The sequence below is a fragment of the Flavobacterium koreense genome (assembly GCF_054776075.1).
The window spans coordinates 195,686-211,995 of record NZ_BAAHCF010000034.1 but is presented as its reverse complement, the minus strand read 5'-3'; the positions used below and the strand labels follow the sequence as shown (position 1 = coordinate 211,995).

The window sequence follows — 16,310 nt, the reverse complement described above, 5'->3', positions numbered from 1 at the left end:
AGAAGAATTGACACTAAAACAGCACTAAAAACTATTAACTTATTGAATGTCAAAGGTGTTTGCAATCCTTCTGGGATCACAATCTAAACCTTCTTGAAAAAGAAGGTTTTTTTGTTTTAATATATTTCGTAAATTTCGAAATAAATATTTTTCGATGAACTTCAAGAGCTATTTTTTATCAATCCTCACTTTACTGATTCTTATTAGTTGTAAATCGACGGAATCCTCTTTTGTAAAAAGTAGAAAAACGTTATATAATAACTATTTAACTGGAAATTCAATAGCAATTTATGACGGAATAAATGATACTACATTTGTAAATTTAAAAGACTTCAGTTCCGATTTTGTTTTTGATATGAAATATGCAACAGATGATAATTTTCTCAAAAGCAAAGTTTATGATTGCGATGAATGCTATTTAAGATTGAAAACTGTAAAAAGTCTTGTTGAAGCTAACGAAGAATTCAAATCTTTAGGTTATAGAATAAAACTTTTTGATTGCTACAGACCTTTGGATATACAAAAGAAAATGTGGGTTATTATGCCCAATGCAGATTACGTAGCAAATCCAATCAAGGGTTCTATTCATAATAGAGGAGGAGCGGTAGATGTCACCTTGATAGATGAAAATGGAATAGAACTAGATATGGGAACCTCATTTGACTTTTTCGGTCCTGAAGCAAGCCATAATTATCAAGATATTTCTAGAAAAATAAGAAAGAATAGAACTTTGCTTAAATCTGTAATGCTAAAACACAATTTTAAATCGTTTGATTCTGAATGGTGGCATTACAATTTAATAGATAGCAGTAAAGATAATTTAGCCAATTTTAAATGGAATTGTAACTAAATTATTGAACACATTTTAAATAGTTCATAAAATAATTATCAGGAGCATAAGTCTTTTTATCTACTTCTGAAACCAATTCGCTTTTACAAACATAATCAATTGCTTCTCCTGCATATTTAATTCTTATAAATGAAATTGGAGAAGTTTTTAAGTCTTCAAAATTATCTTTTATGAATAGAAAATAACCATTTAGAATTCGGACATTTTCTTTATCATTCATAACTGAATTGCCACATGTTTCTGTTTCTGGTGAAATTAAAGTAACAATTTTGCCATTTGTAAGTTGGATATAAATTTTTGAATTTTTATCAAAACATTTTGCAGCAATAAACTCTGAACTTTTGCTAATCATTTGAATATTTAGTGACAAAAGCCCATCAGCATTAATTAATGAAAAGAAAATTGATGTTTGACTGTTTCCGAAAACTCTTTCATGCATTAAATATTCTTTAGTTGATTTATAAGTACCAATGCTATCAGTAACATTTGAACTAAATTCACAATCAGTTTGAGCAAATGAATTCAAGGAAAGTGTTAGAAAGAATGCAATTAAAATTATCTTTTTCATTTAATATTTTATTTTGGTGCAAATTAAAGCTATTTTATTTTCATTTTTATCGGTTGTGAAAAAACAATACTGATTTCCACCATCTTTTATTTTCCATTTCTTTCTAATATTATCAACGGTATCAGGAAAATTTCTAACCGTCACATTCATTTTTTGATTGCTAAAGTTTTCAATCATATCTTTTTTAGTACAGTTAACTGTTTTTTCAATTTGAAAAGTCCTTCCCGGAAAGTCAATTAATTCATCTGATGTATATAAATGTGAGTTTTTATGTAATTTATCTACAGAAAAAAAACTTGCAATTTGATTGAATCCGCCAGATTTCATAACTGCACTATTGGGTTCATAAAGATATTTTTTGGGAACACCATAGTTTACTTCGCTCTCAGAATTTATATTGAAATCAAAAACTTCTTTGTTTTGCTTAGTAAAGTTTACTGTTTTAATCGATATTTTACCATTATAACCTTTTTCAATAATCCATAGAAGTTCTTTAACTTCGTTATCTAGAGCTACAATATGTATTTGTTTTACATTCTTTAGTTCTTGTAATCCTGCTGAAATATCTAGTATTGGAGCTGTTTTTATCAAAATGTTATCGGAATACTCAAAATAAGTGTCTTGTAAATCTGGAACATTTGGTAGGCAATCCTTCAACATGAAGACTTTTCCTTTTGCATCATTTCTTCTTGATGGGTCAATGTAAATCCAACTAAACTTTTGATTTAATTGTTCTAAAGTTTTAAGACTATCACCTTCAATACAATTGATATTTAAAGCATTTAATTGTTTGAAATTATGAGAAACTATTTCAGATAATTCAGGATTAATTTCACAATGAACGATGGTGTCAATTTTTTTTGAAAAATAATAATCATCAATGCCAAACCCACCGGTCAAGTCAATTAAACTTTCACCAGAAACAATTTCAGACTTATATTTTGCTGTAGCTTCTGACGATGTTTGCTCAATAGAAATCTTTGTTGGATAAATAATAGTATCACCATTGAACCAAGTAGGAAGTTTATCTTTAGATTTGGTTCGAGATTCAATTTGATTTAATAAAACTTTAAACTCAATATGAGAAAACGGATTTTTTTTAAGTGCTAATTTTGAGGTGTCTAATCCTGCATTATCAATAATAAATTTCTGAATTTCTGGGTTTAAAATTTCATCAAAGTTCATTTTCAAATCTAAATATTATAAATTTTTAGTTAGAATTTTGATTACTTTATTCTCAGGAAAAAACTCTTTGCCAATCACTTTTAAAGTTGTGTAGAGTGGCACAGCAATTATCATTCCTGTGATTCCAAAAAGTATTCCAATAACAAGAATCACCAAAAAGATTTCTAGAGGGTGTGAATTTACACTTTTTGAAAAAATAATTGGAGAGGAAATATTATTATCAATCAATTGTACTATGAAAAAACCAATGGAAACATATATTGTTGTTGGTAGAATGACATCTTGAAAATCGTTTCCAATATTACTTAACATCGTTAAAATTCCAGCTAAGATTGACGCGATAAAAGGGCCAACGTATGGAATTACATTTAAAAGTCCGCATAAGAAGGCAATTACAATAGCATTTTCTACACCAAAAATCAATAATACAATTAGATATAAAATAAAAATTATTGTAAGCTGTAATAACAATCCTAGAAAATATCGTGTAAGTAAAAGTCTCGTTTTTTCAATAGAATTTAAAATTTGTTCTTCGTGATCATTTGGAAGAATTTTTTTCATTCCAACAATAAATTGCACTTTGTCTTTTAAGAAAAAGAAACTAATAAAAAATACAGAAACTAAACCAATTCCAAAACTACTTATGGTTCCAATTATTGAATTGAAAAAATCTGTCAAAAAATTGAAATTTAATCTAGATGTAATGTCAGTTTCTTTGAATATTTTATTGATTTCGATATTGTGATTGCTTAAATAAATACTCAATTGATTATAGAGCTCGATTGATCTATTTTCAATTGATTTTGTATCTAAAAGTGAAAGATTTGTGCTTTGTGATGTTATCAAAGGAACAAAAAGCATAATTAAACCAGTGATTAAAAGTAAAAACAATATCATTGTAGATACAACAGCTAGGATATTTGAGAATTTTAATCTTCTTCTTAAAAACTCAATAATCGGATTAGCAATCATTGAAAAAATTACCGCAACAATTAGATAAATGATAACTGTTTGAATTTGATATATAAAATAGAGTGCTAGACAAATTAGAGCTAAAACACCAATTGCTCTAAGAATTCCATTTGCTATGTTCTTTGATGTTATCATTTGAATAGATTTTGTGTAAAAATAAAAAACTCGTTTACAAATGTAAACGAGTTTTTAGAATATTTTAATTTTATTTTTTAGTTTCTAAAAGAAGCTCTAGAACCACCAACAGCAAATACTGCATCCATTCTAGCTTTTTGTCCTAATGAGAACATATACATTCCTCTATCATCTGTATAATCCATGTAGTTCATTGTCATCTCTACTGGAGTACCAGAACAAGTACTTAAATGAGGATATGTTGGAACTCCATAATTAGCAGTGTTGTGAGTTGGTGTATCAGCAACTAAGTCGCTTCCACATGTAGCATCACCCCAAATATGACGTAAATTCATCCAGTGACCAACCTCGTGAGTTGCTGTTCTTCCTAAGTTGAAAGGAGCAGTTGCAGTACCTGTTGTTCCTAAATATTTAGAATCGATTACAACACCATCAGTTGCAGAAGCACCTCCAGGAAATTGAGCATATCCAAGAATTCCGCCACCAATTGTACAAACCCAAAGATTAAGTTTAGTTGTTGGTGTAATAGGAGCTAAACCACCACGATTAGTTTTCTTCATTGCATCAGCAGTACCCCAAGATGTTTTTGTAGTTGATTTTCTAATTACTTGATCTAAAACAAAAGAAATTCCAACATTAGCTTTAACACCAGAGAATAATGCAGGTACTTGACCATAATCAGAGTTTGTAGCATTAAAATCCTTATTTAAAACGTCAATTTGTGATTGAATTTGAGCTAAAGAAATATTTTCTGCAGTTGTTCTGTATAAGACGTTTACTACAACTGGAATTTCTATTTTACCATTAACTAATCTGTAGTTTGGATTATTTTTCGTGAAATTTTCAGTAAACTCTTCAATTTTATTCATTCTTAGAGCCATTTCAGGATCTTCTCTCAATTGTCTTTCCAATACTTCCTGAGAGGCACATTGTCTTGCAGATGCATTGTTATCTGCAACAATTTTTGAATCTTCACTTTGACAAGAGAAAAGCATCGCTAATAATGATGCTGATAAAAGGATTTTTTTCATAAAAATAAATTTAGGTTTAATTAATAGTTATGCAATCTTATAACATATTATTAACAAATAAAAATATTTTTACGAGTTTATTTTAAAGAATCGATGAAATACATTCAAATTAATTGCTGAATATGTAATTTAGAATATTAGCACCCATTTTCAGTGCTTTTTCTCTAACTTCTTTAGGATCGTTATGAACATCGGCATCTTCCCAACCATCACCTAAATCACATTCAAAAGTGTAAAGTAGTACTAATCTGTTGTTTTCAAAAATACCAAAGGCTTGTGGTCTTTTTCCGTCGTGTTCATGTATTTTAGGCAAACCACTTGAGAAAATAAAAGGACCTTGAAAGATAGCATGATTTGCTGGAATTTCTATTAAGTTGTTGTTGGGAAAGATTTTCTTTATCTCTTTTCTTATAAATTCATCCATTCCAAAATTATCATCAATATGGAGAAATCCTCCTGAAAGCATATAGTTTCTTAAATTCAATATTTCAGCATCATTAAATACTACATTTCCGTGACCTGTCATGTGAACAAACGGATAGGAAAATAAATCTGGACTTCCTGGCTCAACAGTTGCAGGTTTTGTTTTGATTTTAGTATTAATATTCTGGTTGGTAAACTTAATTAAATTTGGAAGTGATGTTGGGTTTGCATACCAATCGCCACCTCCATTATATTTCATCAAGGCAATTTCTTGGGAATAAGAAAAAGAGGTAATTAAGACTAAGATTAAAAAAACTTTTTTCATTGAATTTATTCGTTTAATAGTGCTACACTATGGCAAGCTACAACAGCTGCCGTTTCTGTTCGTAATCTTGTTTTACCCAAAGATACTGGGATGTAATTGTTTTCCAAAGCTAATTGAATTTCTTTTGAAGAAAAATCACCTTCTGGTCCAATTAATAAAGTACTATTTTCATTAAGAATTAAAGCTTCTTTTAATGATTTTTTGTCTGTTTCTTCACAATGAGCAATGAATTTTTGACCTTTAAAATCCTTTTTTATAAACTCTTTATAGGTAATTGGTTCGTTCAATTTTGGAATATAATAATGCAAAGATTGCTTCATTGCGGATTCAATAATCTTTTGAAATCGATCATTTTTTACAACTTTTCTTTCAGAATGTTCGCAGATTATTGGTGTTATTTCTTGAATGCCAATTTCTGTAGCTTTTTCCAAAAACCATTCATAACGTTCATTCATTTTGGTAGGAGCAACGGCTAAATGTAATTGTATTTTAGATGGTTCTTCTTTTTCAAATGAAAGAATCGTAACTGTACATTTTGAATCAGAAGCCAGAGCTATTTCAGTTTTAAATATAAAACCTAATCCATTGGTTACAAATAAAATATCACTCTCTTTTTTACGTAATACTTTAATTATATGTTTGCTTTCTTCTTTGTCAAAAACAAAAGAAGTATCTTTCTCTGAAATAGTTGGATTATAAAATAATTGCATATTAAAATTCTATTCTTGCTTTAGAAACTATGGAAGCATCATTAAACCTGTTTTCTAGATATTTTTGATAACCAACAATCCCAATCATGGCAGCATTATCTGTTGTGTATTCAAATTTTGGTATAAATGTTTTCCAGCCATATTTTCCTTCTGCATTTTTCAAAGTTTCTCTAATTCCTGAATTTGCAGAAACACCGCCACCAATAGCTATTTGTGTGATTCCTGTCTCTGCAACTGCCATTTTTAATTTTTCCATTAATATTTCAATAATGGTGTGTTGAATAGAAGCACAAATATCAGCTTTATTTTCTTCAATAAAGTTTGGATTTTCTAAAACATTTCTTTGAATAAAATACAAAATTTGGGTTTTCAATCCAGAAAAACTGAAGTTTAATCCATCCACTTTTGGTTTTGTAAATTGATATTTTTTCGGATTTCCTTCTTTGGCAAATTTATCAATCAAAGGTCCGCCAGGATAGGGAAGTCCCATGATTTTTGCAGACTTATCAAAAGCTTCTCCTACAGCATCATCAGTTGTTTCTCCGATAATTTCCATATTAAAAAAACTATTTACTTTAACAATTTGGGTATGTCCTCCAGAAATTGTTAAAGCTAAAAAAGGAAACTCTGGTTTGTCAAAACCTTCCTCATCAATAAAATGTGCCAAAATATGAGCATGCATATGATTCACAGCTATCAATGGAATATTAAGCGAAAGCGAAAGCGATTTTGCAAAAGAAGTTCCCACTAAAAGCGAACCCATAAGACCTGGACCTTGAGTAAAAGCTATTGCACTTAGTTGATTTTTATTGACATTAGCTCTCTTTAAAGCCATATCAACAACTGGAACAATGTTTTGTTGATGTGCTCTTGAAGCCAATTCAGGTACAACACCACCATATTCTTCATGGATTTTTTGACCAGCAACAACATTCGATAAAACTTTATTATTTCTTAAAACAGCAGCAGCAGTATCATCACACGAACTTTCAATTGCGAGAATAAAAACATCATTATGTAACATTGGGCACAATTTTTGAATTATATTTGAATAACCATTATAAAACGATTATTTTTACAACGAATACAAAAGTAACTATTTTCGGGGTTTCTTATTCAATGCCAAAATTAAATTTTGAAAGAAAAAAAAGTAAATACTCGTTTTAAAAAAATCAGAAAAATTGTTTTTCGCGTTTTTCTTGCGCTTTTATTTCTGATATTATTGACTGGTATTGCTCTTTCGTTGCCGTCAGTTCAAACAAGAATTGCCCATTACTACACCGAAGAACTTAACAAACAATACGGAACTAATATTTATGTAGACCAAGTTGAAGTTACCATATTTGGAGGTGTTCAAATGAAAGGTGTTATGGTTAAGGATGAGAAAAAAGACACCTTAATTTTTGCCAAAAGAATAATTACAAACATTTTAGACTCTAAAAGATTGTTAGATGGTGATTTGCTTTTTGGAGACATTAAAGCAGATGAACTAACTTTAAATGTAAAAACATACAAAGGTGATAAAGATACCAATCTTGATAAATTTGTAGCTGCTTTTGATGATGGTAAACCTTCTTCTGGAAAGTTTTTAATGACTTCTGATAAAATTACCTTAGTAAATAGTCGTTTTATTCTACATGATTACAACAGAGAAAATCCTAAAGATGTTGATTTTACTCAGCTTAATGTATCAGCTACAGATTTTAAAATTCAAGGACCAGACGTTACTACAAATATAAAAGAAATGTCTTTCAAAGACCATCGTGGATTGTTTGTAGAGAATTTAAAATCTAAATTTACTTATACAAAGAAGAATATTAGATTAGAAGAAACTAGTATTAAAACCGCTCAATCTGATTTTGAAGGAGAGGTTATATTGAAATATGATAGAAAAGATTTTGCTGATTTTAATAACAAAGTAATTTTTGATGTAAATTCTAAAAAAGCAACCATTGCTTCTAATGATATTCGTTATTTTTATGATGAATTGGGTAAAAATCAAATCTTCGATTTTAGAGGTAAAGTCGATGGTACTTTAAATGATTTCACAATTAAAAACTTAAAATTAAAGGATACAAGAAATTCAGAGATTGTTGGAGATGTAAACTTTAAAAATCTTTTTGCTAAAAAAGGACAAGGAGAATTTTACATGAATGGTTCATTCGACAAAGTAACTTCTAGTTATGAAAATCTAGTATCAATTCTACCGAATGTTTTAGGAAAAAAATTACCTTCTTCTTTAAAAAAGTTAGGACAATTTAATCTAAATGGAGATGCCGAGATTACTACCAAAAGTATCGATGCCGATTTTGATTTACAAACAAGATTAGGTAATGTTTCTTCAAAACTTTTAATGACTGATATTGATAACATTGACAATGCTTCTTATTCTGGTAATATAGTCTTAGATAACTTTGATGTAGGTAGTTTTTTAAACAGAAAGGATATTGGAAAAGTTTCAATGGATGTTGATGTAGATGGAAAAGGATTTGTTGAAAAATACCTTGACACAAAGTTTTCAGGTGAAGTAAAAAGCGTTAGATATAATGGCTATACTTACAAAAATATTTTAGCCGATGGAAGTTTTAAGAAACCAATTTTTAAAGGAAACATTAATGTTAATGATCCTAATTTGTTTTTTGATTTCAATGGAATAGTTGACCTAAGTAAAAAAGAAAATATATATGACTTTCATGCTAAGGTAGATTATGCAAATCTTAAAAATTTAAACTTCATGAATGATGCAGTATCCGTTTTTAAAGGAGATGTTGTCATGAAAGTTACTGGAAGTAATCTCAATAATATGAGAGGTGATGTTGTCATTACAAATGCATCCTATCAAAATCCTAAAGACATTTATTTCTTTGATAATTTAACCGTTAATTCAAGTTTTGATGCTGAAAATATTAGAACAATTTCATTGTATTCACCAAATGAAGTTAATGGAAAAGTAGAAGGTAAATTTGATATCAATCAAATACCAGGTATGATTGAAAATTCGTTAGGAAGTTTATACACCAATTATAAACCAAATAATCTAAAAAAGGGTCAGTTTTTAAAATTTGAATTTACAGAGTTTAATAAAATTATAGAAATTATAAATCCTGATATATCGTTCAGTGATGACGCCGTTATTAACGGAATTATTAAGTCGGATGATAATGATTTTAAATTGAATTTCACCTCCAAAACTATTGATGCTTTTGGAACACATTTAGATAAAGTGTTACTTGAAGTAGATAATAAAAATCCATTGTATAATACTTATGTTCAAATGGACAGTATCAAAGTTAAAAACTATAAAATAAGAGACTTTTCACTTATTAATGCTACTTCCAAAGATACTTTATCGTTTAGAACAGAATTTAAAGGAGGCGAAAAAGGGAATGACTTTTATAATTTGAATTTATATCACACTATTGATAAAAACAACCAAAACATTGTCGGTTTTAACAAATCAGAAATGATGTTTAAGGACTATCTTTGGTATATAAATGAAGAAGAAAACGATAAAAACAAAATCGTATTTGATAAAAAGTTGAGTAGTTTCACTTTTGACGATATTGTAGTTTCTCACGAAAATCAATCCATAGCATTAAAGGGATTATTAAGTGGAAAAACAGAGAAAGACATTCAACTAACATTTCATGATGTGAACCTAAACAAGGTTACACCAGATGTAAAACAATTTAAGTTTGATGGAAATCTAAATGGCGAAGTGTTTCTAAAACAAAAAAATGCTATTTATCAACCAACTGCATCTGTTGAAATAAGTAATCTTATAATAAACGACAACGAGTTAGGAAACTTAAACCTAGATATTGCAGGAAATAATGATTTTACCAGATTTGATATTGAATCAAAAATTGAAAATGAAAATTTCAAATCATTTACTGCTGATGGAAATCTTCAAATTGTAGATAATTCTACATTAATTGATTTGGATTTAAATTTCCAAAAATTCAATTTAGGTGTATTGGGTAATCTTGGTGGCGAAGTATTATCTAATATTAGAGGCTTTGTTTCAGGTAAAGCTAGTTTGAGTGGAGACGTTAATAATATTGACTATAATGGTAGATTATTTGTTAATAATGCTGGAGTAACCATTCCATATTTGAATGTTGATTATGCTCTTAAAGATAATTCAATTGTAGATGTAACTCAAAATAAATTCATTATCCAAAAAACTAAAGTAAATGATACTAAATTCAATACTGAAGGTGATTTGCAAGGATTTATTAAACATAAACAATTTGGCGATTGGGAATTAGATTTAACAATTGATTCCAATAATATTCTTGCTTTAGATACACAAGATAAAGAAGATGTGGCCTATTTTGGTAGAGCATTCATAGATGGTTATGCAACGATTAAAGGTCCAACAAATGGATTAGAAATTAATGTCAATGCTAAGTCTAATAAAGGAACCGATATTAAGATTCCTATTAATGATGCTGATGCAGTTAGTGAAAATAACTACATACAATTCTTGACCAAAAACGAGAAATTAGGTCTTAATACCAAACAAGCCGAATTTATTAGAAACTACAATGGACTTCAAATGAATTTTGAGTTTGATATCACTACAGATGCAAGTATTGAAGTTATTCTTGACAGAGATTCTAAACACGGTATGAAAGGAAAAGGAGTAGGAACTCTTTATATGAACATTAATACTTTAGGTAAGTTTGAAATGAATGGTGACTTTCAAGTTTGGGAAGGTTCCTATAATTTTAAATATGGAGGTTTAATCGATAAGAAATTTGATGTCAAAAAATTTGGTTCTATCGTTTGGACAGGAAATCCATTTAATGCAACATTAAACCTTGAAGCTGTATCTAGAAACATTACTGCAAACCCAGCCGTATTAATTGATAACGCTTCTTTCAATAGAAAAATTCCAGTTGAAGTTATCATAGATTTAAAAGGAACAATCAATAATCCTGAACCCGATTTTAATATTAATTTTCCAAACGTAAGCTCTGTTTTGAGATCTGAAATTGAGACCAAGCTTAGTGATAAAGATACGCGACAAAAACAAGCTTTGTATTTACTTTCAACAGGTGGATTCTTAAGTCCAGAAGGAATAAGTCAATCGCAAATAACTAATAGTTTTTACGAAAAAGCTGGAGCCTTATTTGGAGACTTATTTAATGACAAAGATGGCAAAATGATAGTTGACGTTTCCTATACAGCTGGTGATAGAACCGCTTTAAATCCAACAGATGGTAGAGTAGTAGCTTCTGTTACTACACAAATTAACGAACGAATTACCATTAATGGAAAAGTAGGTGTGCCAACTGGTGGTGTTTCTGAAACAGCTATTGTTGGAAATTTTGAAGCACAATACCGAGTTAACGAAGATGGTACTTTGAACTTGAGAATATTTAATCGTGAAAACGATATCAATTATATCGGACAAGGTATTGGATATACACAAGGTGCCGGAATTTCCTATGAAGTTGACTTTGATACTTTCAAAGAATTGATCAATAAAATTTTCAAATCTAAAATAGATAGAGAGAAAAAGAATCTTGTTGAAACCCATGATGATTCTGATGTTCTTCCGGATTATATTGAAATGGAAAAAAAGGAAGATAAGAAAAAATCAGAGCCAGAAAACAAACCTAATACTGATGCAAAACCTGAAGATGAATGATTCAGGTTTTTTTTATGTATTTCTCAAATTAATACCTTAATAACTCAAAACTTATCAACGAAAACGATTGAATTTCGCTGGTTTTATCAAATCAGTAAAAATCTCATCACTTATATGCATATTCTTTGCTAAATTTACATTTTAAAACATAAAAATATGTCAAAAACGATAAAAAAAATAGGTGTACTTACTTCAGGAGGCGACTCTCCAGGAATGAACGCAGCTATTCGATCTGTTGTTAGAACTTGTGCTTACCATAACATTGAATGTGTTGGAATTTATAGAGGTTACCAAGGAATGATAGAAGGTGATTTTAAAGAAATGGGACCACGTTCTGTAAACAATATTGTAAACAAAGGTGGAACAATTTTGAAATCAGCTCGTTCTAAAGAATTTATGACAGTTGAAGGTCGTAAAAAAGCTCACCAAAACCTTGTTGCTGCTGGTATTGATGCTTTGGTAGTTATTGGTGGAGATGGTTCTTTTACTGGTGCTGAAATTTTTAATAACGAATTTGGATATCCAGTAATGGGAATTCCTGGTACGATTGATAATGATATTTTTGGAACTAGTCACACTTTAGGATTTGACACAGCATTAAACACCGTTGTTGATTGTATTGATAAAATTCGTGATACTGCCAGTTCACACAATCGTTTATTTCTTGTAGAGGTTATGGGACGTGACGCTGGACATATCGCTCTTAATGCCGGAATTGGAGCAGGAGCAGAAGAAATTCTTATCCCAGAAGAAGATTTAGGATTAGAACGTCTTTTAGATTCTCTTCGTAAAAGTAAAGCTTCAGGTAAATCATCAAGTATTGTGGTGATTGCAGAAGGCGATAAAATTGGGAAAAACGTATTCGAGTTAAAAGATTATATCGAAGAAAATTTCCCAGAGTATGATATTCGTGTTTCTGTACTTGGTCACATGCAACGTGGTGGCTCACCTTCTTGTTTTGACAGAGTTCTTGCAAGTAGACTAGGAGTGAAAGCTGTTGAATCTATCCTTGAAGGAAAATCCAATTATATGGTGGGAATGTTAAACGATAAAGTTGCCTTAACACCATTAGAACAAGCTATAAAAGGTCATTCAGAAATTGATAGAGAACTATTGAGAGTTTCTGATATCATGACAACTTAATACAATTTCAAAAGTCAATTTCAATAATTAATAATAAAATATAAAATTAAAATAAAATGTCTAAAGTAAAATTAGGAATTAACGGATTCGGAAGAATTGGAAGAATCGTTTTCAGAGAAACATTTAACAGAGATAATGTAGAAGTAGTAGCTATCAATGATTTACTAGATGTAGAGCATTTGGCTTACTTATTAAAATATGATTCAGTTCACGGTCGTTTTAATGGAACAGTTGAAGTTAAAGACGGTCAACTTTATGTAAACGATAAATTTATCAGAGTAACTGCAGAAAAAGATCCAAAACTAATCAAATGGGATGATAAAGACGTTGATGTTGATGTAGTTGCAGAATGTACTGGAATTTTCACAACATTAGAAACTGCTCAATATCATATTGATGGTGGTGCTAAAAAAGTAGTTATTTCGGCTCCATCGGCAGATGCTCCAATGTTTGTTATGGGTGTAAATCATACTGAGGCAAAAGCTACAGATACAATCGTTTCTAACGCTTCTTGTACTACAAACTGTTTAGCTCCATTAGCAAAAGTTATCAATGATAATTTCGGAATTGTTGAAGGATTAATGACTACAGTTCACGCTACAACAGCTACTCAATTAACTGCAGATGGTCCATCAAGAAAAGATTGGAGAGGTGGTCGTGCTGCAAGTGTAAACATCATTCCATCTTCAACTGGTGCTGCTAAAGCGGTTGGAAAAGTAATTCCAGCGTTGAATGGTAAATTAACAGGTATGTCATTCCGTGTTCCTACAGTTGACGTTTCTGTTGTTGATTTAACCGTTAAAGTTGCTAAAGAAACTTCTTACGATGAAATTATGGCAGTTTTGAAAAAAGCTTCTGAAAACGAATTGAAAGGTATTTTAGGATTTACAGAAGATGATGTAGTTTCTCAAGATTTTGTTGGAGATTCAAGAACTTCTGTTGTTGATGCTAAAGCTGGAATTGGTTTAAATTCAACGTTCTTCAAATTAGTTTCTTGGTACGATAACGAATATGGTTATTCAAGTAAATTAATCGATTTGTCAGTTCACGTAGCTGGTTTATAATAAAAAGAAAAAAGAGAACACTATATTGAGAATGAATTTTTTCGATATTTTTGTTCTCTTTTTTATTTTCTTTTCTATACTTTTAAAATATGAAATTATTAGTTGACAGTGGATCTACAAAAGCCGATTGGATAGCAATAGACGAAAACGGAAAAGTTTTGTTCACAACACAAACCTTAGGATTGAATCCTGAAGTTTTAGACAAAGAAGAAATTATCAATCGTCTTGATGATAAATTTGATATTTCTCACAATAAAGAAAAAGCAACACATTTATTCTTTTATGGTGCCGGATGCGGAACTGATAGAATGAAAGACTTTCTTACTATTGTATTTAAAGAATATTTTTCAAATGCTGCTATTTCTGTGCATGAAGATACTTATGCTGCCGTTTATGCAACTACTCCAAAAGACGAAAAAGCCATTGTTTGCATCTTAGGAACTGGCTCTAATTGCAGTTTTTTTGACGGAAAAGTGTTGCATCAAAAAGTGCAATCTCTTGGCTATATAGCTATGGACGATTGCTCAGGAAATCGCTTCGGACGTCATTTATTGCGTGGGTATTATTTTAATAAAATGCCTAAGGAATTAGCCAAAGAATTTGAAGAAGAATACAACCTTGATGCTGATTACATTAAGAATAATTTATACAAAGAACCCAACCCAAATGCCTATTTAGCGACGTTTGCCAAGTTCTTAATCAAACATAAAGATGATGCTTTCTGCAAAGAAATTATCAAAGCAGAAATGAAAGACTTTGTTGAAAATTATATCATGCAATTCGATAACTGTCATGATGTATTAGTTCACTTTGTAGGTTCAATTGCCTTCTATCTAAAAGACGAATTGGAAGAAGTTTTAGAACACTATGACATAAAAATAGGTAATGTTCTTAGAAGACCAATTGACGGATTAATTGCTTATCATATTTTAAATAAATAATTAGAAAAACCTGACAATCACGTCAGGTTTTTTTATTTTTACATCAATAATAATTCAGTACGAGAGATAATTAATTCTGAAATTAATTCAGAACAAGTAAATTCAGTATACATGGAAATTGCAATAATAGCGCACGACGGAAAGAAAGCCGATTTAGTTCAGTTTTTAAACAAGAACAAAGAAATTCTTATAAAAGAAAACATCAAACTAATTGCCACCGGAACCACAGGAGGAAAGGCAGAAGCTGCTGGATTTAAAGTTAAGAAAATGCTTTCTGGACCATTGGGTGGCGATGCTCAAATTGCTGCAAGAGTAGCCGAAGGAAAAACAAAAATGGTGTTATTCTTTAAAGATCCTATGTCGAATCATCCTCACGAAGTGGATATTAATATGTTGATTCGTGTGTGTGATGTTCACAATGTACCTTTAGCCACCAATGAAGCTACAGCACAATTATTGCTTTTGGGAATTGATGGGTTGGAGTAGGAGACTTGAAATCTTAGTTTATTAAAATAGTTATTAGTGACTAGTTTTTATTTTGATTAAAGACCATCTCCGTTTGCTTTGTTATATTGATTGTCATAATATATTACGATGCGATATTTACCATAATGTTCATCAATCATAAACCAAACTTGTTTATTCAAGCCATCCATTGACTCTTTAAATAATTCTACTATTAAGTCACGAGCTCTTTCTTTTTCTTTATCGTTAAGCTTATCTTTGGCAAGAAGAATGTCTTTTTCCTTAGTTAAAGAGTCATATTTTATGGACTTTTGATAAAATACAGCTTCATATCGTTTTTTGTTGACTGAAATTTCATATGAAATGTCCTCTTCTTTGGGTATAGTATATTTTGCTATTGTTGAGTCAGCCTCTATTGAATATCTTTTATTATTCACAAATTGTTGAATTAGATTGTTGAACCTAATTTTAATATTTGTTTCATCTGTGGGATTAACGTCTAAAACTGCAATTCGCCAAACTTTGTTATTGTTGGTTGCAATAACTATATTAACATCTGTTCCATTAAATTCACCTTCCAAGATATCTTCATTATTCCGATTAATTGTAAATCCTTTAGATTTAAGCTTCTTTATCATTTCTGGCTTGAATCCATCAACAGGAATGTCGAGAAATTGTGTTACATCTTTTTGAGCGTAGGATGCAATTGGTAAGATGAGTAAGATAAAGAACAACAATGTTTTTTTAAAATTTTCGTCCATAACTCTTCATTTTTTTAATTTGAGTTTAATTTTTTAAGATTTTAGACTTTTCTGCTTTTCCAATTTGCTGCAGCAAAC

At 30.1% G+C, this 16,310-nt stretch carries 14 protein-coding genes; 6 read left to right on the top strand and 8 right to left on the bottom strand.

Annotated elements, in window-relative coordinates; translation table 11 throughout:
* The first annotated feature begins 154 nt into the window (after positions 1-154).
* Positions 155-850: a M15 family metallopeptidase gene (locus ACYU7A_RS13370; RefSeq protein WP_460577318.1), complete on the top strand. Its 696-nt coding sequence runs from the start codon at positions 155-157 to the stop codon at positions 848-850.
* A gap of 1 nt (position 851) precedes the next feature.
* On the opposite strand, the gene ACYU7A_RS13365 is transcribed toward ACYU7A_RS13370, so the two are convergent.
* The 7 genes from ACYU7A_RS13365 to tsaD all read right to left on the bottom strand — a co-directional run bounded on the left by ACYU7A_RS13365 (position 852) and on the right by tsaD (position 7,223).
* Positions 852-1,418, bottom strand: a complete 567-nt coding sequence (locus ACYU7A_RS13365; RefSeq protein ID WP_460577316.1) for a hypothetical protein — start codon at positions 1,416-1,418, stop codon at positions 852-854.
* Entirely contained in the window at positions 1,419-2,603 is a 1,185-nt protein-coding gene (locus tag ACYU7A_RS13360) for a THUMP-like domain-containing protein (protein WP_460577314.1), read from the bottom strand.
* A 15-nt stretch (positions 2,604-2,618) separates the two neighbouring features.
* Positions 2,619-3,710 carry an AI-2E family transporter gene (locus tag ACYU7A_RS13355; protein ID WP_460577312.1) on the bottom strand — a complete coding sequence of 364 codons (1,092 nt, stop codon included), beginning with the start codon at positions 3,708-3,710 and terminating at the stop codon, positions 2,619-2,621.
* 77 nt (positions 3,711-3,787) lie between these two features.
* The gene (locus ACYU7A_RS13350; protein ID WP_460577310.1) at positions 3,788-4,741 is read right to left on the bottom strand and encodes a zinc metalloprotease; all 954 of its coding nucleotides are present in this window, start codon (positions 4,739-4,741) and stop codon (positions 3,788-3,790) included.
* Positions 4,742-4,850: 109 nt separating this feature from the next.
* Positions 4,851-5,489, bottom strand: a complete 639-nt coding sequence (locus tag ACYU7A_RS13345; RefSeq protein WP_460577308.1) for a DUF4159 domain-containing protein — start codon at positions 5,487-5,489, stop codon at positions 4,851-4,853.
* A gap of 5 nt (positions 5,490-5,494) precedes the next feature.
* Entirely contained in the window at positions 5,495-6,199 is a 705-nt protein-coding gene (locus ACYU7A_RS13340) for a 16S rRNA (uracil(1498)-N(3))-methyltransferase (RefSeq protein ID WP_460577306.1), read from the bottom strand.
* Position 6,200: 1 nt separating this feature from the next.
* Positions 6,201-7,223, bottom strand: coding sequence for a tRNA (adenosine(37)-N6)-threonylcarbamoyltransferase complex transferase subunit TsaD (tsaD, locus tag ACYU7A_RS13335; RefSeq protein WP_460577304.1), 1,023 nt, complete (start codon positions 7,221-7,223; stop codon positions 6,201-6,203).
* A 111-nt stretch (positions 7,224-7,334) separates the two neighbouring features.
* Between tsaD and ACYU7A_RS13330 the strand changes: the two genes are divergently transcribed.
* The 5 genes from ACYU7A_RS13330 to ACYU7A_RS13310 all read left to right on the top strand — a co-directional run bounded on the left by ACYU7A_RS13330 (position 7,335) and on the right by ACYU7A_RS13310 (position 15,492).
* On the top strand, positions 7,335-11,858 hold the full coding sequence (locus ACYU7A_RS13330; protein WP_460577302.1) for a translocation/assembly module TamB domain-containing protein: 4,524 nt from the start codon (positions 7,335-7,337) through the stop codon (positions 11,856-11,858).
* A 156-nt stretch (positions 11,859-12,014) separates the two neighbouring features.
* On the top strand, positions 12,015-13,001 hold the full coding sequence (pfkA, locus tag ACYU7A_RS13325; RefSeq protein ID WP_460577300.1) for a 6-phosphofructokinase: 987 nt from the start codon (positions 12,015-12,017) through the stop codon (positions 12,999-13,001).
* Positions 13,002-13,057: 56 nt separating this feature from the next.
* A complete protein-coding gene (gene gap, locus ACYU7A_RS13320) occupies positions 13,058-14,065 on the top strand; it encodes a type I glyceraldehyde-3-phosphate dehydrogenase (protein WP_460577298.1) in 1,008 nt (335 codons plus the stop codon).
* A gap of 89 nt (positions 14,066-14,154) precedes the next feature.
* Positions 14,155-15,006 (top strand): BadF/BadG/BcrA/BcrD ATPase family protein, encoded by an 852-nt coding sequence (locus ACYU7A_RS13315; protein ID WP_396143309.1) that lies wholly within the window; start codon positions 14,155-14,157, stop codon positions 15,004-15,006.
* Positions 15,007-15,117: 111 nt separating this feature from the next.
* Complete coding sequence (locus ACYU7A_RS13310) at positions 15,118-15,492, top strand: methylglyoxal synthase (protein WP_298304044.1); 375 nt, start codon at positions 15,118-15,120, stop codon at positions 15,490-15,492.
* 56 nt (positions 15,493-15,548) lie between these two features.
* Here ACYU7A_RS13310 and ACYU7A_RS13305 read toward each other — a convergent pair whose 3' ends face one another.
* Positions 15,549-16,232 (bottom strand): hypothetical protein, encoded by a 684-nt coding sequence (locus ACYU7A_RS13305; protein ID WP_460577296.1) that lies wholly within the window; start codon positions 16,230-16,232, stop codon positions 15,549-15,551.
* Positions 16,233-16,310: the final 78 nt, after the last annotated feature.

Excerpts from the sequence above, each read along its gene's own strand:
- ACYU7A_RS13370 (WP_460577318.1), top strand. The coding sequence starts at position 155 with ATGAACTTCAAGAGCTATTTTTTATCAATCCTCACTTTACTGATTCTT.
- ACYU7A_RS13365 (WP_460577316.1), bottom strand. The coding sequence starts at position 1,418 with ATGAAAAAGATAATTTTAATTGCATTCTTTCTAACACTTTCCTTGAAT.
- ACYU7A_RS13360 (WP_460577314.1), bottom strand. The coding sequence starts at position 2,603 with ATGAACTTTGATGAAATTTTAAACCCAGAAATTCAGAAATTTATTATT.
- ACYU7A_RS13355 (WP_460577312.1), bottom strand. The coding sequence starts at position 3,710 with ATGATAACATCAAAGAACATAGCAAATGGAATTCTTAGAGCAATTGGT.
- ACYU7A_RS13350 (WP_460577310.1), bottom strand. The coding sequence starts at position 4,741 with ATGAAAAAAATCCTTTTATCAGCATCATTATTAGCGATGCTTTTCTCT.
- ACYU7A_RS13345 (WP_460577308.1), bottom strand. The coding sequence starts at position 5,489 with ATGAAAAAAGTTTTTTTAATCTTAGTCTTAATTACCTCTTTTTCTTAT.
- ACYU7A_RS13340 (WP_460577306.1), bottom strand. The coding sequence starts at position 6,199 with ATGCAATTATTTTATAATCCAACTATTTCAGAGAAAGATACTTCTTTT.
- tsaD (WP_460577304.1), bottom strand. The coding sequence starts at position 7,223 with ATGTTACATAATGATGTTTTTATTCTCGCAATTGAAAGTTCGTGTGAT.
- pfkA (WP_460577300.1), top strand. The coding sequence starts at position 12,015 with ATGTCAAAAACGATAAAAAAAATAGGTGTACTTACTTCAGGAGGCGAC.
- gap (WP_460577298.1), top strand. The coding sequence starts at position 13,058 with ATGTCTAAAGTAAAATTAGGAATTAACGGATTCGGAAGAATTGGAAGA.
- ACYU7A_RS13315 (WP_396143309.1), top strand. The coding sequence starts at position 14,155 with ATGAAATTATTAGTTGACAGTGGATCTACAAAAGCCGATTGGATAGCA.
- ACYU7A_RS13310 (WP_298304044.1), top strand. The coding sequence starts at position 15,118 with ATGGAAATTGCAATAATAGCGCACGACGGAAAGAAAGCCGATTTAGTT.
- ACYU7A_RS13305 (WP_460577296.1), bottom strand. The coding sequence starts at position 16,232 with ATGGACGAAAATTTTAAAAAAACATTGTTGTTCTTTATCTTACTCATC.